Source organism: Enterobacter cloacae complex sp. S3, from assembly GCF_014930495.1.
Taxonomy (GTDB): domain Bacteria; phylum Pseudomonadota; class Gammaproteobacteria; order Enterobacterales; family Enterobacteriaceae; genus Enterobacter; species Enterobacter asburiae_B.
The window spans coordinates 63,390-88,012 of sequence record NZ_JADBRD010000021.1; the positions used below are offsets into that span (position 1 = coordinate 63,390).

The following is a 24,623-nucleotide window of genomic DNA, read 5'->3' on the forward strand; positions in this document are numbered from 1 at the left end:
CCATCGGCGCGCAGCCCTTGACGGCGAGAACGCCGTGGCACGATGAAGGGAACAGCAAGACCGCCTCCCTCACACCTCCACGCACCCCGGCTTTCGGCAAGTGCGCAGCACGCGCAGGCCCGCGAGGGCCGGAGTTGCGCCACCAGGCGCAGCAAAAAGGGGCCGAAGCCCCCAAGGTCAAATCAGGCCGCGTTCGGCGAAGGATGCCGTGCTGTTGCCCGCGACGATGACGTGATCCAGCACGCGCACGTCCACCAGCCTCAGCGCCTCATTGAGCCGCTGCGTCAGTACCTTGTCGGCCTGCGACGGCTCGGGATTGCCGCTCGGGTGGTTGTGCGAAATGATGACCGCCGCCGCGTTGTGCCGCAGCGCTTCCTTGACCAGCTCGCGCGGATACACCGATGCGCCGTCGATGGTGCCGCGGAACATCTCGGCGTATTCGATCAACCGATGGTGTGTATCGAGGAACAGCACCGCGAAGACTTCATGCTCGAAGCCGGCCAGCTTGGCGCACAGGTATTCCTTGACTGCCGCCGGCGATGTGAACGACGTACCGCGCTGCATCTTGCGCTCGATGGCCTGGCGCGCGGCGTCCAGAATCTGCTCGGCAGTCGCCAGCAGGTAGCGGCCCTGCGTGTCACGCACCATCAGCGAGGAATCGAACGAGGAAAAGGACAGTTGCGACATGATCGTGCTCCGGTTGCTCGGGCGGAATTGCCCGGAACCGTCGCCAGCACGGCGCAGCGCAAGCAGTCAGGGGTCGCAGACGGCCGCCAGGACGCAAGCGCGCATGGCGCGCGCCGCCCTTGACGGCGAGAACGCCGTGATACGGTGAAGGGAACAGCAAGACCGCCTACACCCCGCCCACTGCACACCCTCGGCTGTTGGGGCAAGCGGAGCGCGCAGGCCCGCCAGGGCCGGAGGCGTCAGTGATGGAAGCCCGCATGGGGCGAGACTCGCGCAGCGAGGCTCGATGCGCAGCACGACAGCGCGACGGCGGAACGCCGGGACGCCCGACTGCTGGGAACAGGACTACCCGCTATCGGTCTTGCGCTGCTCGATCTGCAACTGTGCCCGCTGCGTTGCCTGTTGCAACCGCTCCACCAGCACACCCCTTGGCGGCAAGGCGGTCAGGTACTCGGCGACGTGGATGCCCGACTTGTCCAGCTCCAGCAACTCGATCTGCTCGCGCTTCTTGCCGGTGCAAAGGATGATGCCCAGCGGCGAGGCTTCCTCCGGCTCCCGTTCGTGCTTGTCGAGCCAGCGAAGGTAAAGCTCCATCTGGCCCTTGTAGGCCGCCTTGAACTCGCCGACCTTCAACTCCACCGCCACCAGCCGCCGCAGCTTGCGGTTGTAGAAAAGCAGGTCGAGGTGGAAATCCTCGTCGTCAATCGGGATGCGCTTCTGCCGGGCCACGAAGCTGAAACCTGCGCCCAGCTCCAGCAGGAATGACTCCATTTCACGAATGATCGCGGCTTCGAGGTCGCTTTCCTGCCAAGTGTCACGCAGCCCCAGGAAGTCGAGAATGTACGGGTCGCGCATGACCAGCGCGGGCGACATGCGCTGCGCATCGCGCATCGTCGCCAGCTCCTGCGCGATCATCTCCCCTGGCTTCTGCGACAGCGCCGTGCGCTCGTACAGCATCGAGTCGATGCGCTCGCGCAGCGTTCGCACGCTCCAGCGTTCGGCGCTCGCCATCTGCGCGTAGTAGTCCCGCTGGAGCGGGTCTTTCAGCGGGATCAGGGCGATGAAATGCGTCCAGCTCAATTGTCGTATCAGTGATACGACAATTCGCTCGTCCGGGTAGGCGGCGGCGAACTGCACCATGCGGCGCAGGTTCTTGACCGCGAAACTGCCGCCGTACTCCTTGACCAACTGCGCCGCCAGGGTCAACACCACTTCCTCGCCGTAGTCGGCTCGCCGGCCCTCCAAGACCTGCGTGTGGATGCGCTGGCCGATGCGCCAATAGAGCATCGTCAACTCGCTATTCACCGCCGAGGCGGCGCGTTGCCGCGCCGCCTCGATCAGTGCCCGAATGTCGCCCAGCAGCGCCGAAGGCGCTGCGGGTGACGCTACGGATGCCTTGCGCTGGTTCATGCCGCCACTCCTTCGGCCTGCCGTGCGCCAGTGATGGCCTGGCGTCGGCTGGCCACCAGCTCGGCCGCATCGCGCACCGGCTTGTCCTCGGTGTGGACGTAGTGCATGAACATCGCCACGGTCTTGTGGCCCGTCAGCTTCATGCCTACCTTGGTCGGTACGCCCGAATTGGCAATGTCGGTCGTGGAGCGGTGGCGGATGCCGTGCGTGCCGACATGCGGGACGCCAGCGGCCTTGAGTACCCGGCACCAGCCGCCATAGTGCTCGCCGAAGGTCAGGTGCCGGGCCGGGTCGTTGGGAGACGGCAGGACATACGGGCAACCCTCCCGGCGCGGGGCCGTCGAAAGCAGCCGATGGGCTTCCGCGCTCATGGGCTTGGAAAGGCCGCCGGTCTTGCTGTCGGGCCACACGACGCGGCGATTTTCCAGGTCGATCCAGCTCCATTCGAGCGTGCAGATTTCAGAACGGCGGCCAGCGAACTCGAATTGCAGGCGGATCGCCAGCGGGATGACGTAGTTCTCCAGCCCTTCGGCCTCCAGCTTCTCCAGTTGGCGAAAGATCAGCGCCAGCTCGTCGTCAACGATGAGCCGGGTTTCCTCGCCGGGCGGGAACATCGGAACGTGGCGGCACGGGTTCGTGCCGTCCGGGCGGTAGCCCCACACTTCGGCCAGGTTGAACATCTTGCGCAGCACGCCAAAGGCGTTGTTCGCCTCGGCCGGCTTGTAGGCGAACTTTTCCATCAACGCGGCAATGTCGGGCCGCTTCACGTCCTGCACTTTCTTGCGCCCCAGCACCGGAACGATGCAGCGGTCAATGACGGCCTGGTAGCCGCGCTGCGTGGTGGGCTTGTTGCGCTTCTTGGAGTAGTCCTCCATGAACTTTTTGCACAGCGCCTCCATCGTGGGCGCCTTGCGCGCCTCGGCCTTGGCGCCGCCGGGGTCGCCACCCCGGCGAACCTCGGCCAGCCAGTCCTGCGCCATGACGCGCGCCTGCTCCACGGTCAGTTCCCCGTACAGCCCCAGCGAGGGCTTGCGGGGCTGACCGGCGTTCGTGCGGTACTGGAGCATGAACACCTTGCGGCCCGCTGGGGTAATCTTGCACAGGAAGCCGGGCACTACGGTATCCCGCAGTTCGACGTCCTTGGCCTGGGGTTGCGCCGCCTCTACGGCGGTCTTGGTGAGCTTGATCTTTGCCATGATGACTCCTTGGAACGACCCGGTTCCAAGAGCCACATAGGAGCGGCGCGAGGGGAAACCGGGTCAAGTTTCAGAAAGCACCGGCATATGATGGACGCGCCTAAGTTATTGATAAACCTGCTGTATCGAGCTTCGGCGTAGTCCAGCGAAGTACCGGGCTGGAGTCATCGTCAAACAAAAAATTGTCCTGCAGGTCCGTGAGGCTGCAGGCGAGATCCATTTGGGCACCAACGCGCTGGCCGCCGACACTGGCGAGATTTCAGAGCAGATCAACAAGCAGGCCAGCAGCGTGGAGGAGACGTCCGCCAGCATGGAGCAGCTGGCCGCCACCGTGCAGCAAAATGCCGCCAACATGGAGCAAACGCAGCAGCTGGTGGGTGAAACCTCGCTCGCGGTCCATCAGGGCGGTGAGACGGTCACCCACGCGGTGTCGACCATGGACGACATTCGCGAAGCGTCAAAACGCATCGAAGACATCACGCGCGTGATCGAATCCATCGCTTTCCAGACCAATATTCTGGCGCTGAACGCGGCAGTGGAAGCGGCCCGCGCAGGCGAGCACGGAAAAGGGTTTGCGGTAGTCGCGCAGGAAGTTCGCGCGCTGGCGGGTCGCAGCGCTAACGCGGTGAAGGAGATTGAGCAGCTGATTGGCGATACGCTCAGAAAAGTGAGTGAGGGTCATGCGCTGTCTGAACGGACGCGCCTGGCGATGGACGACATCATCATTCATATCGATAACATCAGCCAGCTGGTCACCGAGATTAACCATGCCTCACGCGAGCAGTCCGCCGGGATCGGCCAGGTGAACCTCGCCATGACCCATATTGGCGAAGCGTCGCATATCAATGCCGATCGCATCTCACGCAGCGAACAAACGGCTCAAACGCTGCGCGAGAAGGGTTCACACCTGACTCAGCTGGTGAGCCTGTTCCAGCTAAAAGGCTAACCAACTCTGCCCGTCGCACGCAGCAGCAGGTCGCTTTGCACCTGCTCGCTCATCAGCGTGCCGCCACGGGTATCCAGCATCATACGGCACCACGCCTGCGCCACCGGGGGCGATGCGTGCCGCAGCATCTGGCTTCCGGCACCCAGCAAGAAAAGCTGCTGCGCGATCTCCCGCCCCTGTGCCTCCTGCGGTTTACGCAGTTTTTGCTGAAGCTGTCGCCAGCTGCGGTCGAAGTGTCTGTCCTGCCCTTTCACCTGCGCAAACTCGTCGGCAAGCAGGTCGTGAATACCCGGCTGCTTCGCCAGCACGCGCAGAACGTCCAGGCACATAATATTTCCTGACCCTTCCCAGATGCTGTTCACCGGCATCTCGCGGTACAGGCGGGGAAGTTCGCTCTCTTCGCAATATCCATTCCCACCCAGCACCTCCATCGCCTCAGCGACAAACGGGATGCCCGCTTTACAGACGCTAAATTTCGCCGCCGGGGTAAACAGCCGCGCCCAGGCGGCCTCTTGCGGATCGGCACGCTTGTCCCACGCCCGGGCCAGGCGGAACAGCAGCGCCGTTTGCCCCTCCAGCACCAGCGCCATCCGGCTTAATACCTCGCGCATTAAAGGCTGATCGATGAGGTTTTTGCCGAAGGTCTGACGCTGGTGGGCATGGTACAGCGCCACCGAGAGCGCCCGACGCATCAGTCCGTGGCTGCCCAGCGCGCAGTCAAAGCGCGTCAGACCGCCCATTTTGAGGATCTGCCGTACCCCTTCGCCCTCTTCCCCCAACAGCCAGCCGGAGGCATCGAGAAACTCCGCCTCGCTGCTGGCGTTGGAGCGGTTCCCGAGCTTGTCCTTAAGGCGCTCCAGACGCACGGCGTTGCGCTGTCCGTCAGGCAAAAAGCGCGGCACAAAAAAGCAGGATAGCCCGCCCTTCGCCTGGGCCAGCACCAGGTGCGCATCGCTTTGCGGGACGGAGAAAAACCATTTATGCCCCACCAGCCTGTAGCTGCCGTCGCTGCATTTTTCCGCTTTGGTGGTGTTGCTGAGCACGTCCGAGCCGCCCTGCTTTTCCGTCATCCCCATGCCAATCAGCAGGCCGCGCTTTTGCGCGCCAGGGGCAAGGTGCGGATCATAGCGATCGCTGAGCAGCGGCGTCAGCCAGTCGTGAAATGCTTTGGGGAGCGCCTGCTGCAACAGCGGCGTGGCGGCAAACGTCATAGTGACCGGGCAAAGCGTGCCTGCCTCTACCTGAGCATGAAGCACAAAGCGTGCGGCCCGAGCGACAAACGACCCTTTACGCGCCTCCTCTTCCCACGCCAGGTTATGCACGCGGTTGGCGCAAAGCCCCTGCATCAGCAAGTGCCATGCCGGATGAAAACGCACGTCGTCCAGCCGCTCTCCGGTGGCGTCATAGCGTAACAGCTCGGGCGGGTTGACGTTAGCCAGCCTGCCCAGCTCCAGCGACTCCGCGGTGCCCAACTGCTGCCCGATGCTGGCGAGCAGCTCAATATCCCACTCGGCCCCTTCACGCGCGACCGCATCGCGCAGGGCGCAGTCCGAGAGGAAAAGGTTGCTATTGGAAAGCGGTGCAGGTTGATTGAAAACGGTATGGGTCTGCCAGTGCATGCTGTCTCCCTCCTTCAGTGGCAATGACGATAAGTATGGACAGACCGCGCGCACGCTGCATGGGAGGGGAGTCACACGTTCACGATCCCGCTGATATCATTCGTGAAATAGCTCACAGAACATAAGAATAAACTATTTCATGACTCCGCTTTTGTTGAATAATTTATTCTTACACCTTAAGTGAGGATCGTTATGCAACCGGACGCGCACAAGCGAGCATTAATTGCAGGCTCCATTGGTAACTTTATCGAGTGGTATGAGTTTGCGGTCTACGGTTTTCTGGCGACCGTCATTGCGAAAAACTTCTTCCAGCTTGAAGGAGAGGCGGGGCTGACCAGCCTGATCCTCACCTACGCCTCGTTTGCCATCGCCTTCTTCTTCCGCCCGCTGGGTGCGGTGGTGTTTGGCCGCATCGGCGACCGGATTGGCCGTAAGCCGACGCTCATCATCGTGCTGGTGCTGATGACGCTCGCTACCGCCGCCATCGGCGTTGTGCCGGTCTACGCCAGCATCGGGATTGCCGCGCCGCTGATTATTACGCTGCTGCGCATCCTGCAGGGGCTGTTCGCGGGCGGCGAGTACGGCGGCGCGGTCTCGCTGATGACGGAGTTCGCCCCGCGCGGCAAGCGTGGGCTCTATGGCGCGTGGCAGTCCTTTACCGTGGCGCTGGGGCTGCTGGCGGGCGCAGGCATCGTGGCGCTGCTCTCCACCCTTCTCACGCCTGAAGCCCTGCACGACTGGGGCTGGCGCATTCCGTTCTTCCTGGCGCTGCCCATGGGCGTTGTGGCGCTGTGGCTTCGCGTCAGTATGGAAGAGACACCGAGCTTTGTGCAGCAGCAGGATAAACCGGCTGTCGCTCAGGCGGATACTGCCGCCACGCTCCGGGCCATCGTGATGGGAATTGGGCGCGTCATGGTCTGGTCTGCGGCGGGGTATACCTACCTGGTGATTATGCCGACCTATCTGCAGTCGGCGCTGCACACCGGGTTCAACCAGGCGCTGTTGATAGCGGTGATTTCAAATATTGGTTTTGCGCTGACCATCATTCCGTCGGGGATCCTGAGTGACCGGATAGGGCGCCGCACGGTGATGATTCTCGCCACCGCGCTGCTGCTGATCCTCGCCCTGCCGCTGCTGAAAATCCTGCAGGCGGAGTCGAGTACGCTGGCGGTGAAGGCTGTTGTGGTGCTGATTGCGGGCGGTCTGGTGGGCATGCTGGCGGGTCCGGGCCCGGCGATGCTGTCTGAGATGTTCCCGACGCGCGTGCGCTATACGGGGCTGGGGCTGGCCTACTCGTTGTCGAACGCGATTTTCTCGGGATGCGCAGGGTTAATTATTACCGGGCTGATTAAGCAGACGGGCAACCTGGATATTCCGGCGTATTACGTGATGGCGACGGCGGTAGTGAGTATTTTCGCGCTGATGACGCTGAGGAAGGACGACCATTTGCGGTCACTGGAGGAGTGAGGTTGTCACCGTCAGGTGCCCTCACCCCGCCCCTCTCCAACGGGGAGAGGGAGAAAACACAAAAGGCCGTCCTGTGGACGGCCTTGCTGTTTATTCTCCGCGCTGACGCACCGCTTCAAACAGGCAGATGCCCGTCGCAACGGAAACGTTCAGGGACGACACGCTGCCCGCCATCGGGATGCCGATCAGCTCGTCGCAGTGCTCGCGGGTGAGACGACGCATGCCTTCGCCTTCCGCACCCATCACCAGCGCCAGACGGCCGGTCATTTTGCTCTGGTACAGAGTATGATCCGCTTCACCGGCGGTACCGACGATCCAGATATTCTCTTCCTGCAGCAGACGCATAGTGCGCGCCAGGTTAGTCACGCGGATCAGCGGAACGTTTTCCGCCGCGCCGCAGGCCACCTTCTTCGCCGTCGCGTTCAGCTGCGCGGAGCGATCTTTCGGCACGATCACCGCGTGCACGCCCGCCGCATCGGCGCTGCGCAGGCACGCCCCGAGGTTGTGCGGATCGGTAACGCCGTCGAGGATCAGGAAGAACGGGTTATCCAGCTCAGCAATCAGATCCGGCAGATCGTTTTCCTGATACTGACGACCCGGCTTCACGCGGGCAATGATCCCCTGGTGGACCGCGCCTTCGCTTTTCTCATCCAGGAACTGGCGATTCGCCAGCTGGATCACCACGCCCTGCGCTTCCAGGGCGTGGATCAGCGGCATCAGACGCTTATCTTCACGCCCTTTCAGAATAAACACTTCCTGAAAACGCTCCGGTGCGCGCTCGAGAAGGGCCTGCACCGCGTGGATGCCGTAAATCATTTCACTCATTGATGGTTCTCGTAATAAGTATTTCCCCTCCCCCCGCTGGGGAGAGGGTCAGGTTGAGGGGAGAATTTACTCCGCCTGCTTTTTCTTGGCCGCGCGCTTCGCTTTGGTGGCGGCAGCGATTTTCTGCGTTTTCGCGGAAGGTTTTTTCGCTGAACGGGCTTCTTTCTTCGCCGCCTTCGGCTTCTGTTTCTTCTCGCCGCGGAACGCGCTGTCCGGCTCGAAGTTTACCTTCTTGCCCGCCTGACGACGTTTACCGCCGCCCGGTTTACCGTTACCGGTTTTTTTCGCCCTTTCACGCTCGGTTTTACCGACGTTACGCGGCGCGCGCTCGCTGGAGATCAGGCTGAAGTCGATCTTACGGTCGTCCATATTCACGGCTTCGACCTTCACTTCCACACGGTCGCCCAGACGGTAGGTCTGGCCGCCAGATTCGCCAATCAGGCGCTGGCCGACCTGGTCGAAGCGGTAGTAGTCGTTATCCAGGCTGGATACGTGCACCAGACCGTCGATGAACAGCTCGTCCAGACGAACGAAGAAACCAAAGCCGGTCACGCTGGCAATCACGCCTTTAAAGACGTTACCGACCTGATCGAGCATAAAGTCACACTTCAGCCAGTCCGCCACGTCGCGTGTTGCTTCATCGGCACGACGTTCGGCCATGGAGCAGTGCTGACCCAGCTGCAGCATCTCTTCCATCGAATAGTGGTAGCCACCGGTTTCGGTGGTGTTCCCTTTATGGCCCTGCTCCTGCGCCAGCAGATACTTGATCGCACGGTGCAGAGAGAGGTCAGGATAACGACGGATCGGCGACGTAAAGTGGGCGTAAGACTGCAGCGCCAGGCCAAAGTGTCCGCGGTTTTCCGGATCGTAAATCGCCTGCTTCATAGAGCGTAACAGCATCGTCTGCAGCATTTCTGCATCCGGACGATCGCTAATGGATTCCAGCAGCTCGGCGTAATCGCGCGGCTCTGGCTTGTTGCCCCCGGGCAGTTCCAGACCCAGTTCAGCCAGCACGGAGCGGAACGACGTAATGGCTTCCGTGGTCGGCTTATCGTGAATACGGAACAGCGCAGGCTCTTTGGCTTTCTCGACGAAACGTGCCGCCGAGATGTTCGCCAGGATCATACACTCTTCGATCAGCTTGTGCGCGTCGTTACGCTGGGTCTGCTCGATACGCTCAATGCGGCGTTCGGCGTTGAAAATGAATTTCGCCTCTTCACTCTCAAACGAGATCCCGCCGCGCTCTTCGCGCGCCTGATCCAGCGTTTTGTAGAGGTTATGCAGCTCTTCGATGTGTTTAACCAGCGGCGCGTACTGTTCGCGCAGATCCTGGTCGCCCTGCAGCATATGCCAGACCTTGGTATAGGTCAGACGCGCGTGCGAGCTCATCACCGCTTCGTAGAACTTGTAGCCGGTTAAGCGCCCTTTGGTGGAGATGGTCATCTCGCAAACCATACAGAGGCGGTCAACCTGCGGGTTCAGGGAGCACAGGCCGTTAGACAGCACTTCCGGCAGCATCGGCACGACCTGGGACGGGAAGTAGACCGAGGTACCGCGGCTGCGGGCTTCGTTATCCAGCGGGGTGTGCGGACGGACGTAATAGCTTACGTCAGCGATAGCGACCCACAGGCGCCAGCCACCACCGCGTTTTTTCTCGCAGTAGACGGCGTCATCAAAGTCGCGGGCGTCTTCGCCGTCGATAGTGACCAGCGGCAGGGAGCGCAGATCCACGCGGCCCACTTTGGACTCTTCCGGCACTTCTTCGCGCAGGCTTTCGATCTGCTCTTCAACCGCTTTCGGCCAGATGTACGGAATTTCATGGGTGCGCAATGCCATATCAACGGCCATCGTGGTGCCCATATTATCGCCAAGCACTTCGACGATTTTACCTACCGCTTTGGTGCGACGGGTTGGGCGCTGGGTGAGTTCCACCACCACCACAAAGCCCATGCGGGCGCCCATCACCTCTTCAGGTGGGATCAGAATGTCGAAGCTCAGACGGCTGTCGTCCGGCACCACGAAGCCCACGCCCGCGTCGGTAAAGTAGCGGCCGACGATCTGGCTGGTTTTTGGCACCAGAACGCGTACCACGCGCGCTTCGCGGCGACCTTTACGGTCAGCGCCCAGCGGCTGCGCCAGGATCTGGTCGCCGTGGATGCACATCTTCATCTGCTCAGATGAGAGGTACAGATCGTCTTTACGGCCTTCCACGCGCAGGAAGCCGAAACCATCGCGGTGACCAATGACGGTCCCTTTCAGCAGATCGAGGCGTTCTGGCAGCGCGTAGCACTGGCGGCGGGTAAAGACCAGCTGCCCGTCACGCTCCATCGCGCGCAGGCGGCGGCGAAGGGCTTCAATTTGCTCTTCACCTTCAATGTTTAATTCAACGGCAAGTTCTTCACGATTGGCGGGTTTTTCGCGTTTTGTTAAGTGTTCAATGATGAACTCGCGGCTGGGAATAGGATTCGCGTATTTTTCGGCTTCGCGTTCCTGGAAAGGATCATGTGACATGTCGGTTCCTCCGTTGTCAGCTCCGGTGGAAATTTTCTTCATTCCACCAGCAATAATTTATAAAGCGGTTGATTCTCTTCAACCAAATCGGCCAGCGTGTAGTTATCCAGTTCCATGAGAAAACTTTGCACGGCCTTTGAAAGCGCCTTTTTCAGGCGGCAAGCGGGCGTGATGTGGCAGAACTCGCTGCTGCAGTTCACCAGAGACAGCGGCTCCAGTTCACGTACCACATCGCCAACACGAATACTCTGTGCCGGTTTACCGAGACGGATCCCACCATTCTTCCCGCGGACGGCAGCAACGTATCCGGCACGACTAAGTTGATTGATTATTTTGACCATATGATTACGGGATACGCCGTAGACCTCTGTCACTTCAGAGATACTGGTCATCTTCCCCTCGGGTAACGACGCCATGTAAATCAGCGCACGTAAGCCGTAATCGGTGAAACTTGTTAACTGCACATCAACCTCAGGAAAAAGGGAAAACGCGGTCAAACCGCAGAGATATTCATTAATGATGATAAACCAGCCAGATAGTTAGCGGCTAATTTATTTGACAGACGGGGCGAAAAAGCGGAGATCCAGGAGCGGTCGCCGGATGGCGCTACGCTTATCCGGCCTACGGGTCTCCCCGCAGGCCAGCAGTCACGAAGATTATGCGTCGAACGGGTCGCGCAGGATCATCGTTTCAGTACGATCCGGGCCGGTAGAAATAATATCGATCGGCACTTCGGTCAGTTCTTCAATACGCTTGATGTAATCCAGCGCCGCCTGCGGCAGGCCACTACGCTCTTTCACACCGAAAGTGGTCTCAGACCAGCCCGGCATGGTTTCGTAGATTGGCTCAATGCCTTCCCAGTCGTCAGCAGCCAGCGGAGTAGTGGTCACTTCGCGGCCATCTGGCATACGGTAGCCTACGCAGATCTTCACTTCTTTCAGGCCGTCCAGTACGTCCAGCTTGGTCAGGCAGAAGCCAGACAGGGAGTTGATCTGCACTGCGCGACGCACTGCAACCGCATCCAGCCAGCCGGTACGACGACGACGACCGGTGGTCGCGCCAAACTCGTTACCCTGCTTGCAGAGGAACTCGCCGGTTTCATCAAACAGCTCGGTCGGGAATGGACCCGCACCCACGCGAGTGGAGTACGCTTTGATGATGCCCAGTACGTAATCCACATAACGTGGACCCAGGCCAGAGCCGGTCGCCACGCCACCTGCAGTGGTGTTAGAGGACGTTACGTACGGATAGGTACCGTGGTCGATGTCCAGCAGCGTACCCTGCGCACCTTCGAACATGACGAAATCGCCACGCTTGCGCGCCTGGTCCAGCAGATCGGATACGTCAACAACCATACCGGTCAGAATGTCAGCGATCGCCATGACGTCATCCAGCACTTTCTGGTAGTCAACAGCGTCAGCTTTGTAGAAGTTCACCAGCTGGAAGTTGTGATATTCCATCACTTCTTTCAGTTTTTCAGCGAAGGTTGCTTTGTCGAAGAGGTCGCCCACGCGCAGACCGCGACGTGCAACTTTATCTTCGTAAGCCGGACCGATACCACGACCGGTGGTGCCGATCGCTTTCGCGCCGCGCGCTTTCTCACGCGCTACGTCCAGCGCCACGTGATAATCCAGGATCAACGGGCAGGCTTCGGAGAGCAGCAGACGCTCACGAACAGGGATACCACGGTCTTCCAGACCTTTCATCTCTTTCATCAGCGCAGCAGGAGACAGCACAACGCCGTTACCGATGATGCTGGTGACGTTATCACGAAGAATGCCTGATGGAATAAGATGGAGGACGGTTTTTTCACCGTTGATTACGAGAGTATGGCCTGCGTTGTGACCGCCCTGGTAGCGTACAACATATTTAGCCCGTTCAGTCAGAAGATCAACAATCTTCCCTTTACCTTCGTCACCCCATTGGGTGCCCAGTACGACGACGTTGTTACCCATTTTTTTCAAAATCACCGTTTGCTTAAAAATGGATTCTACCATCGCTTTTTCAGATATACAGCACTTTTTGACCTCAAAATACGCCGATTGCGTCTACTTTTTGATCAGCCAATCGTTTTCCTCAACATGTAGTAGATCACGATGCCCGCAACCACAAGACCGCCGCCAAAACGACGCAAAATATTATCCGGCAGCTGGCTCATCGTGGCGATCATTCGGCGCCAGGCGCGCGGATAAAGCATCGGTCCAAGACCTTCCAGCACCAGGACCAGAGCCAGTGCGAGCCAGATCGTTGAATTCATTTTTATTCCTTATAAAAGAAAACCACCGCTCCGTTGAGAGCGGTGGTTTGAATACTCAAACGAGCCTGAGTTTATCGCGTTGCGTTAGTCGGCGTCTTCATATAACGGAAGAAATCGCTGTCCGGGCTGAGCACCATCACATCCTGGTTGCTCTGGAAGCTATTCTCGTAAGCGCGCAGGCTACGGATAAAGGCGTAGAAGTCAGGATCCTGGCTGAAGGCATCGGCGAACAGCTTCGCCGCTTCGGCATCGCCTTCACCGCGCAGGATACGGCCCTGACGCTCAGATTCCGCCAGCGTCTTGGTGACTTCGTAGTCCGCTGCAGCACGCAGCTTCTCAGCCTCTTCCTGGCCCTGTGAACGGTGACGACGGGCTACCGCTTCACGCTCGGCGCGCATACGGTTGTAAATCGCCTCGGACACTTCAACTGGCAGGTTGATCTGCTTAATACGCACGTCAACCACTTCGATACCCAGCGCAGCCATACTGTTCGGGTTGATCACCGGCACTTTACCGTTGGTCTCCGCCTGAACGCGTTCAGCCGCTTTGGCAATCGCATCATCTGCTGCCGGCGTTGAAACTTCATCTTCAGTGCCCGCTGTACCGGAGTTCAGCGCATCGCGAACTTCCAGGGTCAGACGACCACGGGAGTCGGTCACGATGTCTTTCACATCCAGACGACCAATCTCGGAACGCAGACGGTCAGAGAACTTACGTTTCAGCAGCACTTCTGCCTGAGAAACGTCGCCGCCGCCCGTTGCCAGGAAGTAACGGCTGAAATCGCTGATGCGCCATTTGATATAGGAATCAACGATCAGGTCTTTCTTCTCTTTGGTCACGAAACGGTCGGCCTGGTTATCCATGGTCTGGATACGCGCATCAAGCGTTTTCACGGACTGAATAAACGGTACCTTGAAGTGCAGACCCGGCTCGTAAATCACCGGGCGTTTGTCGCCATCACGCACGACGCTGCTGAACTGGAACTTGATCCCACGCTCGCCTTCTTTCACCACAAAGATCGAGGTATAAAGCGCGACCAGTACGATGACGATGATCGCAATAACTGACTTACGCATCCTTATTCCCCCTGACGCTGGTAGTCGTTACGCTGCGCGTTAGCACGGCGTTGGTCCATAATGTCACCATCGTTCGAAGAAGGCGTTGTGTTCGTGCTGGCGCTGCCTGTTGAGGCTGGCGGCAGACGCAGCAGGTTATTCGCTCCGCTGGTGTCGCCTTTCGCTGCTGGCGCAGAACTGCCTTTCAGCATCTGATCCAGCGGCAGAACCATCAGGTTTCCGCCTTTGTTGTCGTTAACCAACACTTTGCGGGTATGGCTCAGCACTTTTTCCATGGTCTCGATATAGAGACGCTCACGGGTAATTTCCGGTGCCGCTTTATATTCCGGCAGGATCTTCGCAAAGCGAGCCACTTCACCCTGAGCTTCCAGGATGGTCTGCGTCTTATACGCGCGCGCTTCTTCCAGAATACGCTGCGCCTGACCGTTAGCGCGTGGCTGAACTTCGTTGGTGTACGCTTCTGCTTCACGGATGTACTGCTGTTCGTTTTCACGAGCAGCAATCGCATCGTCAAATGCGGCTTTCACCTCTTCCGGCGGACGCGCAGCCTGGAAGTTGACGTCCAGCAGAGTAATACCCATGTTGTACGGACGAATGGTCTCTTCCAGCTCGCGCTGGGTATCGCTACGAATAACGGTACGACCTTCGGTCAGAATACGGTCCATGGTGTATTTACCGATCACACCGCGCAGGGCGCTGTCGGTCGCCTGACGCAGGCTGTCATCGGCGCTGGTCACGCTAAACAGATAACGCTCAGGATCGGTCACGCGGTACTGCACGTTCATCTCAACGCGCACCACGTTTTCGTCAGAGGTCAGCATCACGCCAGAGGCGGCCAGTTCACGGACGGATTCCACGTTTACCGCGGTCACATCGTCAATGAAGGTCGGCTTCCAGTTCAGACCCGGCTCAACCAGATGGCTGAACTTACCGAAACGGGTGACTACGCCGCGTTCTGCTTCTTTAATGGTGTAGAACCCGCTGGCTGCCCAGATGATGACTACCGCAGCGGCCACGATGCCCACTACGCGGCCACCCATTGGCGGGCGCGAGCTCTGAGTGGAATTGCCACCCGAGCCAGAACCTTTTCCTCCGCCAAGGCCACCAAGCTTCTTGCTCAGTTTGCGGAAGATATCATCCAGATCCGGCGGCCCCTGCTCGCGACCACCTTTGTTGCCATTTCCCTCAGAGTTGCCGCCAGGTTTGCTGCTTCCCCACGGGTCGCGGTCTTGTCCGTTATTACCGGGCTGATTCCACGCCATGTATATGCTCCATATTTGTTATGCAAGGGCGAATTATTCAGGCATCCCCTTTCTGATCAGACGATATAGTCGACCAGCGCAGGTTCTTGTTTACAGAGGCGACGCCAGTCAACGATCGGCATACGCACCTGCATCCCCACGCTGCCGTCATCCTCCATCCACTCTTTTTCTATCGCCTGAAGCTGATAAAACCGGCTGCGCAGCCTGCCTTCCTGTGGCGGCAGTCGCAGCGTGTGCTGAGCTACCTCACCGGAAAGACGTTCTGTCAAAGCCTGGAAAAGCAGTGGCACACCAATACCGGTCTGGGCAGAAAGCCAGACCCGAATCGGTTTGTTTTCTTCATCTCTGTCGATACGCGGTTCGAAATCGTCCAGCATATCGATCTTATTCATGACCAACAGCGTTGGGATCTCGTGGGCATCGATCTCTTCGAGCACCACGTTCACCGCGTCGATGTTCTCCTGCACGCGCACGTCTGCCGCATCAATCACGTGCAGCAGCAGAGTCGCCTGTCGCGTCTCCTGCAGGGTGGCTTTAAACGCCGCCACCAGGTCATGCGGCAGGTGGCGGATAAACCCTACGGTATCCGCCAGCACCGTTTCACCGACGTCTGCAACGTCAATACGGCGCAGCGTAGGGTCCAGGGTCGCAAACAGCTGGTCTGCGGCATACACCTGGGCCTCGGTTATCTGGTTAAACAGGGTGGATTTACCGGCGTTGGTATAGCCCACCAGCGACACCGTCGGGATATCGGCTTTGGTTCGCGCCCGACGCCCCTGTTCGCGCTGTTTCTCTACACGTTCCAGACGTGAAAGGATCTGGGTAATTCGGCCACGCAGCAAACGACGGTCGGTTTCGAGCTGGGTTTCACCCGGGCCGCGCAAACCAATCCCGCCTTTTTGTCTTTCAAGGTGTGTCCAGCCACGCACCAGACGCGTTGCCAGATGGCGCAGCTGCGCCAGCTCAACCTGCAGTTTCCCTTCGTGGGTACGTGCACGCTGAGCAAAGATATCTAAAATCAAACCCGTGCGATCGATAACACGGCATTCGCAAAGGGCTTCCAGGTTGCGCTCCTGGGCTGGAGACAGCGCATGATCAAACAACACGACTGACGCGCCGGTTGCTTTTACGGCATCCGCAATTTCGACTGCTTTACCTTCACCAACAAAATACTTTGGGTGCGGCGCTTTACGGCTACCGGTAATCACCTGCATTGCTTCGACACCGGCGGAAGAGACCAGAGATTCAAACTCCTGGAGGTCTTCCATATCTTTGTCTTGCGAAAAATAGATGTGTACCAGCACCGCCTGCTCACCGGCATCATAACGGTCAAACAAGCGTAAACCTCTCTAAAAAGATCAGCGGGGAACGCAGGATCCCTGGCTCCCCGTGTGGATAACAGTGCGAAACCTTATTCGGTCTCGTCGCTGTCCTGCGCCGGCGTTGAAGAACCCTGCGCGCTGCTGCCATGATGGTAGTTACTACCAGTGCCGCCGCCAGCGTTATTGCTGTGATGAGATACCGGACGGGACGGAACAACAGTAGAAATAGCGTGCTTGTAGACCATCTGACTGACCGTGTTTTTCAACAGAATCACAAACTGATCGAAAGACTCAATCTGACCTTGCAGCTTAATACCATTCACCAAATAAATAGAAACTGGAACACGTTCCCGACGCAATGCGTTCAGGAACGGATCTTGTAAAGATTGCCCCTTAGCCATTCTATCTTTTCCTTATATGCTTGTTTTGTACTTAGAACCTTGCGATTCTGAAAAATTGCGCACGATACGTCTCAATTGTACACATTCAGTGAGCGATATCACCAACAACCTCAATCACTTCGTTTAACGCCTGTTGCGGTTTTTCACTGTCTAACCAGTGAACCCCCTCCCAACCGCGCAACCAGGTGATCTGGCGCTTCGCTAACTGTCTCGTGGCGCAAACACCTCTATAAACCATTTCATCGTATGAAATCTCACCTTCAAGATACGACCACATCTGGCGGTATCCCACACAACGAATGGAAGGCATGTCCGTATGCAAATCTCCACGGGCAAATAGCGCCCGCACTTCTGCTTCAAAATCTGAAGCTAACATCTGATGAAAACGCTGCTCAATTCGCTGATGGAGCAGTTCACGGCTCGCCGGGGCGATGGCGAACTGATGCACCTGATACGGCAGAGCGTCTCCTGACGTTTGCGTCAGTTCCGTTAAAGTTTTACCCGAAATGAAAAAAACTTCCAGTGCCCGGGAAAGCCTTTGCGGATCATTTGGATGGATCCGTGCTGCAGCAACCGGGTCAATCTCCGCCAGTTGCTGATGCAAAACGTCCCAACCCAGCTCTGCCGCCTGCTGCTCAATTTTCGCTCTTATTTCCGGATCCGCGGATGGCAGAGGTGACAACCCCTCCAGCAACGCCTTGAAATAGAGCATGGTTCCGCCAACCAACAGCGGTATACGTCCCGCCGCCGTTATCTCGGCCATCTCGGCTAAGGCATCCCGGCGGAAATCCGCTGCGGAGTACGCCTGAGCCGGGTCGAGAATATCCAGCAAACGGTGCGGTGCCGCACGCAACTCTTCTGCGTCAGGCTTCGCCGTGCCGATGTCCATCCCCCGGTAGATGAGGGCGGAGTCGACGCTAATCAACTCTACAGGCAAAACTTTACGCAACTCAATGGCTAGCGCCGTTTTGCCGGAGGCCGTTGGGCCCATTAAAAAAATTGCCTTAGGCAGGCTCGCCTTACTTGCGTCAATCATGTTTCAGGGCGTTCATCGCCGTTTGTAAATCAACAGGTTGTAATAACCCACCCGGCGGCGTTTTCACCAGATGCGGACAGAGGCGTTCCACCTCCGCCAGCACGCTAATGGCCTGCGCCATACTCCACGGCGCGTGTTCGCTTGCCAGATGGCGGGCGATCCACTGCGCGGTGTTGGCGGCATCAAACGACGTTTGCTGCGCCAGGTAGCCTATCAGTTCAGGAATCAAGTTTTGTAAATTTTGTTGGCGTAAGGGTAAAGGCACTGCACGAATTGTCACATGTTGTGGTTCGAGCACGGTTTCAATACCCATTTGCGCCAGCTGCGGCTCTGCGCGCTGCAATACCCTCATTTCATCAGGGGATATTTTCAGGCGAACCGGAATCAACAGCGGCTGCGCGCAGGCTGCATTTTCGCCTGGCGTAAGCTGCATCTGCTTGAGCCAGCGTTCGGCGACTGGCAGGGCCAGAAGCATCAGTTTGCCGTCACGCTCAAGCAGCGCCATATCCGGTGCGATAATCGTCAGCACCCGGCCAAAACTCTGGCTATGGCCGTCCAGAGAAGGCTGAGCTGGCGGAATGTGCTCTTTTCGCTCCACGGCGGGCGTTTCCAGCAGCTTGCGGTACAACGCTCCCTGCTGCTTCTGATAGCCCGGCTGGGCATTCGGGTAGTTCGCGCCCGTTGGCCGCGGTGCGCTCCCGGCCTGGGAGAAACGCGGAGCTGCCGGTTCACGCGCGACGGCAGGCTCAGCAAAATGGTTGCGCCCTGCCGCTACACGGTTTTCAGGCAGCGGACGCGGCGCAGGGGCGTCCTTCTCCAGCGGCAGAGTTGGCGCTGCCTGCTGCTGCAACACGGCGGCCACGCCCTGATAAATGAAGTCGTGAACCAGACGCGACTGGTGGAAACGCACCTCATGCTTGGCAGGATGAACGTTTACATCCACCTGATGGGGGTCGATTTCCAGATAAAGGACGAAAGCTGGCTGCTGATCAGCCCCGAGTTTGTCTTCGCAGGCCTGGCGAATCGCGTGATTGATGAGACGATCGCGCATCATGCGCCCGTTCACGTAGCAATACTGAATTTCAGAGAACGCAGCACTGCTCGCGTTTGGATCGGCAACCCAGCCGCGTAAAGCCAGATCGCCGTGCTGCCACTCAATGGCCAGAGCCTGTTCCAGAAACGGCGTCCCGCAGATAGCGCCCAGGCGACGCTCTTTCTGTCCACCTTCCGCCACCGCGCGGTACTGGCGCATCACCTTACCGTTATGGCTAAGGTTGATGGCGACATCGAATCGGGCGAGCGCGATACGGCGAATGATCTCGTCGATATGGCCGAACTCGGTCTTCTCGGTACGCATAAACTTGCGTCGGGCGGGGGTGTTGTAGAACAGATCCAGGACTTCCAGCGTCGTGCCGACAGGGTGCGCCGCGGGTTTGACCGTCACATCCATATCGCGCCCTTCGGCGTAAGCCTGCCAGGCTTCCTGCTGTTCAGCGGTACGGGAGGTCAGCGTTAAGCGCGAAACGGAGCTGATACTGGCCAGCGCTTCGCCGCGAAAACCGAGGCTAATAATCGCTTCCAGATCGTCCAGAGAGGCGATTTTACTGGTGGCGTGACGAGCCAGCGCCAGCGCCAGCTCCTCTTTTTTAATGCCACAGCCGTTGTCGCGAATACGGATAAGCTTCGCGCCACCGCGTTCGATATCAATATCGATGCGGGTTGCGCCCGCATCGAGGCTGTTTTCCACCAGCTCCTTCACCACCGACGCAGGGCGTTCCACCACCTCACCGGCGGCGATTTGGTTCGCGAGCTGCGGCGGTAGAACCTGAATCGGCATGAATGCTCCTTAGTTGGTCGCGGTCATCTCACCCGGCAGCGCTGCGCTGGCCGTCTGTGCTGAGCCGCTCTGCGGCGCAGACTGCAGAGGATGCGCCTCAAAATATTTACGTAAACCGTTATAAATCGCTTCGGCAATTTGCTGCTGGTAACTGTCGCTTCCCAACAGACGCTCTTCACCGTTGTTACTGATAAAGCCCGTCTCTACAAGGATGGACGGAATATCCGGGGAGCGCAGAACGCCGAGGCTGGCATGTTCCGGACGGCGCTTATGCAGCACGCCAACGCTTTGCAGCTGGTTCAATACGTTAGTGGCGACATCATACCCGACGCGCTGCGAATGACCGAACTGTAAATCCAGCACCGCCTGGCTGAGGTACGGATCGGACTGGCTGTTCGCCAGCACGTCGCCCGCGCCGCCTAACAGTTCAGACTGCTTCTCGTGCTCTTCCAGCCAGTTGGCCATTTCGCTGTTAGCGCGACGGTTCGACAGCACCCAAACCGAGGCGCCGGTGGCGCTACGATTCGGTGCGGCGTCCGCATGAATAGAGACCAGGAAGTTCGCGTTTTGCTTACGCGCCACGTCCGAGCGCCCCATTACGGAGATAAAGTAGTCCCCGTCGCGGGTCAACACGCCTTTAAACATGGGGTCGTCATTGAGCAGCGAACGCAGTTTCCGCGCGATAGCGATAGTGACGTTTTTCTCTCGCGTGCCGCCAGGGCCAATCGCCCCCGGGTCTTCCCCGCCGTGGCCCGCATCAATGGCGATAATGACTTTGTCACCGCTGACCGTCGCGCGTCGCGCGCTGGCCGCCGGACGCGTCACCGTATTGCTGCTGGTTGCCGCAGTAATGCGATCGTTCTGCGATTTAAACGGATTACGCGCAGGTTCAGAAGGACGCGGCGTATACACAGGTTCTTCCACGCGCTTCGCTACGACCGGCGGCGGTGGAGGCGGTGGCGGCGCGTCGGCATTGATGGTAAACACCACCGTATAGTTCGCCCCGTTTTGCTGTTTCACCGCCTTCGTTTTGCCCTTTTCGGTCAGATCAACCACCAGGCGTAACGACTGGCTATCCTGCGGCGTTCCCGAACGGATACTTTTCACCAGGTTGTTACCGCTGAACCGCAGCGGTAGCCCCTGGATCACGCCTGTTTGTTTGATATCCAGCGCCACGCTGTGGCTGTCTGGCTGTGAGAACGCATATTCAGGGTCGCCCATAAAGCTGAACGTGATCCGGGCCTGGCTTTCGCCGTTTGATACCTGAATATCTGAGAGGTTTGCCGCCCCGGCCTGCGCGCACAGCAGCACGGTGGCAGCCAACAACCAACCTTTAACGCGATTTATCATCCCGTCATCCCTACGCTTAACCGGCCAGTCGCGCCAGTAAGGAACTGCCTGATGAGGAAACAGCACTGATGCGCGCCTCACGCCCTTGTGCCTGGTAATCTAAGTGAATTTCGACATCCGGGTCAGGCAGCACACCCGCACCTTGTTGCGGCCACTCCACCAGGCAAATGGCATCGTTGGCAAAATAATCACGGATCCCCATAAATTCCAGCTCCTCAGGATCCGCAAGGCGGTATAAATCGAAGTGGTACACCATGAGATTTTCAAGGATGTACGGTTCAACCAGCGTGTAGGTTGGGCTTTTCACATTCCCGTTATGCCCTAACGCCTGCAAAAAACCCCGGCTGAAGGTGGTTTTACCCGCACCTAAATCACCATACAGATAAATGACGGTTGCCCCCTGACAGGCCTGCGCCACGCGCTTGCCGAGTTCTAAAGTGGCTTGTTCATCAGGTAAAGGAATCGCTCGATTAGTCATTTTCTACGTCAATCACATCCGGGTTAACAACACGCCGTAGCGTGCAAAAAAGATCGGTGGCCAGCATGCCGCGTGTACCGTAACGCGCGGCCAGTTTATCCGCCGCGACACCGTGGGCCACGCAGCCCGCGCAGGCTGCATCATAAAGGGGAAGTTTCTGTCCAAGCAATGCGCCAATGATGCCGGAAAGCACATCGCCCATGCCACCGCTTGCCATGCCCGCATTTCCGGCATCAATAATGCCCTGCGTCTCGTCACTGGCGACAACGGTTCCAGCCCCTTTCAAAACAGCAACACCTCCGTAACGTTTTACCAGACGCTGAGCAGAAAGTAAGCGATCGCTTTCAATTTCTGCCACGCTGCAGTTAAGCAGGCGCGCGGCTTCGCCGGGGTGTGGCGTCAGAATGCGATTGTGACGCTTATCGGGGTTTATTGCCAGAAGGTTAAGCGCGTCGGCATCCCACAGCATCGGTTTACGAAAATTCTCGACCTTTTGCAGGGCCTGTTTGCCCCATGCCTGCTGCCCAAGCCCGGGGCCGATCACCACCACATCCGCCCATTCCAGGCTTTCTTCAAGCGACTGAGGCGTAAGCTCATGGACCATCAGCTCCGGTCGGGCCGTAACGATCGGCGCAATATTCTCAATGCGAGTGAGTACTCGCACTAATCCGGCACCGCTGCGCAGAGCCGCCTCGCCGGTCATGCGAATTGCACCTGCCGTACCATGATCGCCGCCAATAATCACCAGCCTGCCGTGATCGCCCTTATGGGACGTTGGTCGGCGCGGCGGGAGCCACGCCGCAAGCTGCGAAGCATCAAAACGCGCGAGGTGCGTTTCCTGCCCGGACAGCCAGCTCTCCAGCCCCAGCGCATGGTGGTGCAGGACGCCAACAACGTCTCGTGCTTTACCGGTCAGTAGCCCCGGCTTGAGGGCAATGAAGGTTACCGTATGTGCAGCCTGAATGACCGCCCCCGGCGTCGCGCCGGTTTGTGCAATCAGGCCAGAGGGAATATCCAGGGCAACTACCGGCGCGGAATGTCTGTTAGCGTGTTCAATAAGGGCGGCAATGTTCTCGCGAGGCGCACTGCGTAGCCCGGTACCCAGCAGACCGTCAACAATCAGATCCACCTCTTCCGGCCAGACGATATCAGGCGCATGAATCACGCCGCCTGCGTTAAGCCACGCCTCCCGCGCCCCGCTGGCCTCTTCCGGCAGCGGTTTATCACTCTCCAGGGCCAGCAACGTCACGCGGATACCTGCCGCAACCGCGAGACGGGCGACGACGTAGCCGTCGCCGCCGTTATTGCCGTGACCGCACAGAATCATCCAGTGGGCGGCCTGAGGGTACGCGCTGCGGGCAACGTTAAACGCCGCCTCCCCCGCGCGCAGCATCAGTTCATAAAGGGTAATCCCGAGGCTGTCTGCGGCCTCTTTTTCGGCGCGCCGGAGGTCATCCGCATGCCAGATGGAATGTGGTATACTTGCGGGGTTTTTCTTCACCGTATGGTCCGTCATGTCACAGCCCCTCGATCTCAATGAATTAGCGCAAAAAATAAAACAGTGGGGTGCTGAGCTTGGCTTCCAGAAGGTGGGCATTACCGATACCGACCTTTCCGCCAGCGAGCCAAAACTGCAGGCCTGGCTGGACAAACAATACCACGGCGAAATGGAGTGGATGGCGCGTCATGGCATGATGCGCGCCCGCCCTCACGAGCTTTTGCCGGGCACGTTACGCGTCATCAGCGTGCGCATGAATTATCTGCCCGCCAACGCGGCCTTTGCGCGCACGCTAAAAAATCCCTCTCTGGGTTACGTCAGCCGGTACGCCCTGGGACGTGATTACCATAAGCTCTTGCGTAACCGTTTAAAAAAACTCGGGGAAACTATTCAGCAGCACTGTGTTTCGCTGAATTTTAGACCCTTTGTCGATTCTGCGCCTATTCTTGAGCGCCCGATCGCCGAAAAAGCCGGGCTTGGCTGGACAGGTAAGCACTCACTTATCCTTAGCCGCGACGCCGGATCGTTCTTCTTCCTGGGTGAACTGCTGATTGATTTACCGCTGCCGGTAGACGGCCCGGTAGAGGAAGGCTGCGGACGCTGCGTGGCCTGCATGACCATCTGTCCGACGGGTGCCATCGTCGAGCCTTACACCGTTGATGCGCGCCGCTGCATCTCCTATCTCACTATCGAACTGGAAGGGGCCATTCCAGAGGAATTTCGACCACTTATCGGCAACCGCATCTACGGCTGCGACGACTGCCAGCTGATCTGCCCGTGGAACCGCTATTCGCAGCTCACGGACGAAGAGGATTTCAGCCCGCGTAAGGCGCTGCATGCGCCGCTGCTGGTTGAGTTATTCGCCTGGACCGAAGCCTGGTTCCTGAAAGTGACGGAAGGTTCGGCCATTCGCCGTATCGGTCATCTGCGCTGGCTGCGTAATGTTGCCGTCGCGCTGGGTAATGCCCCGTGGGATGAAGCCAATATTCAGGCGCTTGAAAGCCGTAAAGGTGAGCACCCACTTCTTGATGAACACATAGAATGGGCGATTGCGCAGCAAATAGAGAAGCGTAATGCCTGCACGATCGAGGTGCAGCAACCGAAGAAACAGCGTCTGGTGCGGGTGATTGAAAAAGGGCTTACGCGGGATGCCTGAACTATTCACAGCCTGTGAATAAAATTACAAACTCAAGCGCCATCTGGGCTGGAGAAGAGGTCAAGTGATCTCAATAACATTTTGAAATGAAAATTTATTTACTAAATACAGCGCGTTACAAAGATATTATTCACCCTGCTAAGTTTTAACCCTGTTACGGTTAAGTGTAGTTTCTGTGGATAACTCTGTTCACAAGAGTATTTCAGAGACAATAGAAAACGTCCCCAACGACTCTTTTCGCTGTGGATATTTTAGAGATTAAGAAGAATTTGGAGCGGGAAACGAGACT

The 24,623-nt window shown here is 58.4% G+C and carries 20 protein-coding genes and 1 pseudogene; 3 read left to right on the plus strand and 18 right to left on the minus strand.

Annotation, left to right across the window (positions count from 1 at the left end):
- Positions 1-177: 177 nt before the first annotated feature.
- From IM317_RS13810 to IM317_RS13820, 3 genes are all read right to left on the minus strand, one after another.
- A complete protein-coding gene (locus tag IM317_RS13810; RefSeq protein ID WP_023101689.1) occupies positions 178-687 on the minus strand; it encodes a RadC family protein in 510 nt (169 codons plus the stop codon).
- Positions 688-1,032: 345 nt separating this feature from the next.
- Complete coding sequence (locus tag IM317_RS13815) at positions 1,033-2,097, minus strand: YhcG family protein (RefSeq protein ID WP_023101690.1); 1,065 nt, start codon at positions 2,095-2,097, stop codon at positions 1,033-1,035.
- Positions 2,094-3,293, minus strand: coding sequence for a site-specific integrase (locus IM317_RS13820; protein WP_023101691.1), 1,200 nt, complete (start codon positions 3,291-3,293; stop codon positions 2,094-2,096). Before IM317_RS13820 ends, IM317_RS13815 begins: the two co-directional genes overlap by 4 nt.
- Before the next feature lie 421 nt (positions 3,294-3,714).
- Here IM317_RS13820 and IM317_RS13825 point away from each other — a divergent pair.
- A pseudogene (locus tag IM317_RS13825) lies at positions 3,715-4,239 on the plus strand (methyl-accepting chemotaxis protein); the annotation flags it as partial.
- Here IM317_RS13825 and IM317_RS13830 read toward each other — a convergent pair.
- Positions 4,236-5,858, minus strand: a complete 1,623-nt coding sequence (locus IM317_RS13830; protein ID WP_033144468.1) for an isovaleryl-CoA dehydrogenase — start codon at positions 5,856-5,858, stop codon at positions 4,236-4,238. The pseudogene IM317_RS13825 and the gene IM317_RS13830 overlap by 4 nt on opposite strands.
- Positions 5,859-6,050: 192 nt before the next feature.
- Between IM317_RS13830 and IM317_RS13835 the strand changes: the two genes are divergently transcribed.
- Positions 6,051-7,325, plus strand: a complete 1,275-nt coding sequence (locus IM317_RS13835) for an MFS transporter (protein ID WP_033144467.1) — start codon at positions 6,051-6,053, stop codon at positions 7,323-7,325.
- 90 nt (positions 7,326-7,415) lie between these two features.
- Here the strand turns inward: IM317_RS13835 and rlmB are convergent, their stop codons facing one another.
- From rlmB to nnr, 14 genes are all read right to left on the minus strand, one after another.
- Positions 7,416-8,150, minus strand: a complete 735-nt coding sequence (rlmB, locus tag IM317_RS13840; RefSeq protein ID WP_033144466.1) for a 23S rRNA (guanosine(2251)-2'-O)-methyltransferase RlmB — start codon at positions 8,148-8,150, stop codon at positions 7,416-7,418.
- Positions 8,151-8,216: 66 nt separating this feature from the next.
- Positions 8,217-10,661, minus strand: coding sequence for a ribonuclease R (gene rnr, locus IM317_RS13845; protein ID WP_033144465.1), 2,445 nt, complete (start codon positions 10,659-10,661; stop codon positions 8,217-8,219).
- A 38-nt stretch (positions 10,662-10,699) separates the two neighbouring features.
- Positions 10,700-11,125 carry a nitric oxide-sensing transcriptional repressor NsrR gene (gene nsrR, locus IM317_RS13850; RefSeq protein WP_023334253.1) on the minus strand — a complete coding sequence of 142 codons (426 nt, stop codon included), beginning with the start codon at positions 11,123-11,125 and terminating at the stop codon, positions 10,700-10,702.
- A 192-nt stretch (positions 11,126-11,317) separates the two neighbouring features.
- Positions 11,318-12,616, minus strand: coding sequence for an adenylosuccinate synthase (locus IM317_RS13855; RefSeq protein ID WP_024907332.1), 1,299 nt, complete (start codon positions 12,614-12,616; stop codon positions 11,318-11,320).
- Between the two features lie 104 nt (positions 12,617-12,720).
- Positions 12,721-12,918, minus strand: a complete 198-nt coding sequence (locus tag IM317_RS13860) for a DUF2065 domain-containing protein (protein WP_003855996.1) — start codon at positions 12,916-12,918, stop codon at positions 12,721-12,723.
- A 71-nt stretch (positions 12,919-12,989) separates the two neighbouring features.
- Positions 12,990-13,994, minus strand: coding sequence for a protease modulator HflC (gene hflC, locus IM317_RS13865; RefSeq protein ID WP_023334250.1), 1,005 nt, complete (start codon positions 13,992-13,994; stop codon positions 12,990-12,992).
- A gap of 2 nt (positions 13,995-13,996) precedes the next feature.
- The gene (hflK, locus tag IM317_RS13870) at positions 13,997-15,256 is read right to left on the minus strand and encodes an FtsH protease activity modulator HflK (RefSeq protein WP_024907334.1); all 1,260 of its coding nucleotides are present in this window, start codon (positions 15,254-15,256) and stop codon (positions 13,997-13,999) included.
- A gap of 56 nt (positions 15,257-15,312) precedes the next feature.
- Positions 15,313-16,593, minus strand: coding sequence for a ribosome rescue GTPase HflX (gene hflX, locus IM317_RS13875; RefSeq protein ID WP_023310136.1), 1,281 nt, complete (start codon positions 16,591-16,593; stop codon positions 15,313-15,315).
- A 74-nt stretch (positions 16,594-16,667) separates the two neighbouring features.
- Positions 16,668-16,979, minus strand: coding sequence for an RNA chaperone Hfq (hfq, locus tag IM317_RS13880; RefSeq protein WP_023334248.1), 312 nt, complete (start codon positions 16,977-16,979; stop codon positions 16,668-16,670).
- Positions 16,980-17,064: 85 nt separating this feature from the next.
- Positions 17,065-18,015, minus strand: coding sequence for a tRNA (adenosine(37)-N6)-dimethylallyltransferase MiaA (gene miaA / locus IM317_RS13885; RefSeq protein ID WP_033144464.1), 951 nt, complete (start codon positions 18,013-18,015; stop codon positions 17,065-17,067).
- Positions 18,008-19,852 carry a DNA mismatch repair endonuclease MutL gene (gene mutL, locus IM317_RS13890; protein ID WP_033144463.1) on the minus strand — a complete coding sequence of 615 codons (1,845 nt, stop codon included), beginning with the start codon at positions 19,850-19,852 and terminating at the stop codon, positions 18,008-18,010. Before mutL ends, miaA begins: the two co-directional genes overlap by 8 nt.
- A 9-nt stretch (positions 19,853-19,861) precedes the next feature.
- The gene (amiB, locus tag IM317_RS13895) at positions 19,862-21,202 is read right to left on the minus strand and encodes an N-acetylmuramoyl-L-alanine amidase AmiB (RefSeq protein ID WP_033144462.1); all 1,341 of its coding nucleotides are present in this window, start codon (positions 21,200-21,202) and stop codon (positions 19,862-19,864) included.
- A gap of 16 nt (positions 21,203-21,218) precedes the next feature.
- The gene (gene tsaE, locus IM317_RS13900) at positions 21,219-21,680 is read right to left on the minus strand and encodes a tRNA (adenosine(37)-N6)-threonylcarbamoyltransferase complex ATPase subunit type 1 TsaE (RefSeq protein ID WP_033144461.1); all 462 of its coding nucleotides are present in this window, start codon (positions 21,678-21,680) and stop codon (positions 21,219-21,221) included.
- Complete coding sequence (nnr, locus tag IM317_RS13905; RefSeq protein ID WP_033144460.1) at positions 21,673-23,196, minus strand: bifunctional ADP-dependent NAD(P)H-hydrate dehydratase/NAD(P)H-hydrate epimerase; 1,524 nt, start codon at positions 23,194-23,196, stop codon at positions 21,673-21,675. The genes tsaE and nnr overlap by 8 nt, the downstream gene beginning before the upstream one ends.
- Between nnr and queG the strand changes: the two genes are divergently transcribed.
- Positions 23,195-24,334 (plus strand): tRNA epoxyqueuosine(34) reductase QueG, encoded by a 1,140-nt coding sequence (gene queG / locus IM317_RS13910; RefSeq protein ID WP_033144459.1) that lies wholly within the window; start codon positions 23,195-23,197, stop codon positions 24,332-24,334. The two genes, nnr and queG, sit on opposite strands and share 2 nt — an antisense overlap.
- Positions 24,335-24,623 lie beyond the last annotated feature (289 nt).

Bases quoted from the DNA above. Each gene is read 5' to 3' on its own strand.
- nnr (WP_033144460.1), bottom strand. From the start codon at position 23,196: ATGACGGACCATACGGTGAAGAAAAACCCCGCAAGTATACCACATTCC.
- hflK (WP_024907334.1), bottom strand. From the start codon at position 15,256: ATGGCGTGGAATCAGCCCGGTAATAACGGACAAGACCGCGACCCGTGG.
- rlmB (WP_033144466.1), bottom strand. From the start codon at position 8,150: ATGAGTGAAATGATTTACGGCATCCACGCGGTGCAGGCCCTTCTCGAG.
- IM317_RS13820 (WP_023101691.1), bottom strand. From the start codon at position 3,293: ATGGCAAAGATCAAGCTCACCAAGACCGCCGTAGAGGCGGCGCAACCC.
- IM317_RS13860 (WP_003855996.1), bottom strand. From the start codon at position 12,918: ATGAATTCAACGATCTGGCTCGCACTGGCTCTGGTCCTGGTGCTGGAA.
- IM317_RS13835 (WP_033144467.1), top strand. From the start codon at position 6,051: ATGCAACCGGACGCGCACAAGCGAGCATTAATTGCAGGCTCCATTGGT.
- IM317_RS13810 (WP_023101689.1), bottom strand. From the start codon at position 687: ATGTCGCAACTGTCCTTTTCCTCGTTCGATTCCTCGCTGATGGTGCGT.
- mutL (WP_033144463.1), bottom strand. From the start codon at position 19,852: ATGCCGATTCAGGTTCTACCGCCGCAGCTCGCGAACCAAATCGCCGCC.
- tsaE (WP_033144461.1), bottom strand. From the start codon at position 21,680: ATGACTAATCGAGCGATTCCTTTACCTGATGAACAAGCCACTTTAGAA.
- queG (WP_033144459.1), top strand. From the start codon at position 23,195: ATGTCACAGCCCCTCGATCTCAATGAATTAGCGCAAAAAATAAAACAG.
- IM317_RS13830 (WP_033144468.1), bottom strand. From the start codon at position 5,858: ATGCACTGGCAGACCCATACCGTTTTCAATCAACCTGCACCGCTTTCC.
- rnr (WP_033144465.1), bottom strand. From the start codon at position 10,661: ATGTCACATGATCCTTTCCAGGAACGCGAAGCCGAAAAATACGCGAAT.
- hflC (WP_023334250.1), bottom strand. From the start codon at position 13,994: ATGCGTAAGTCAGTTATTGCGATCATCGTCATCGTACTGGTCGCGCTT.
- IM317_RS13815 (WP_023101690.1), bottom strand. From the start codon at position 2,097: ATGAACCAGCGCAAGGCATCCGTAGCGTCACCCGCAGCGCCTTCGGCG.
- hfq (WP_023334248.1), bottom strand. From the start codon at position 16,979: ATGGCTAAGGGGCAATCTTTACAAGATCCGTTCCTGAACGCATTGCGT.
- amiB (WP_033144462.1), bottom strand. From the start codon at position 21,202: ATGATAAATCGCGTTAAAGGTTGGTTGTTGGCTGCCACCGTGCTGCTG.
- IM317_RS13855 (WP_024907332.1), bottom strand. From the start codon at position 12,616: ATGGGTAACAACGTCGTCGTACTGGGCACCCAATGGGGTGACGAAGGT.
- miaA (WP_033144464.1), bottom strand. From the start codon at position 18,015: ATGATTGACGCAAGTAAGGCGAGCCTGCCTAAGGCAATTTTTTTAATG.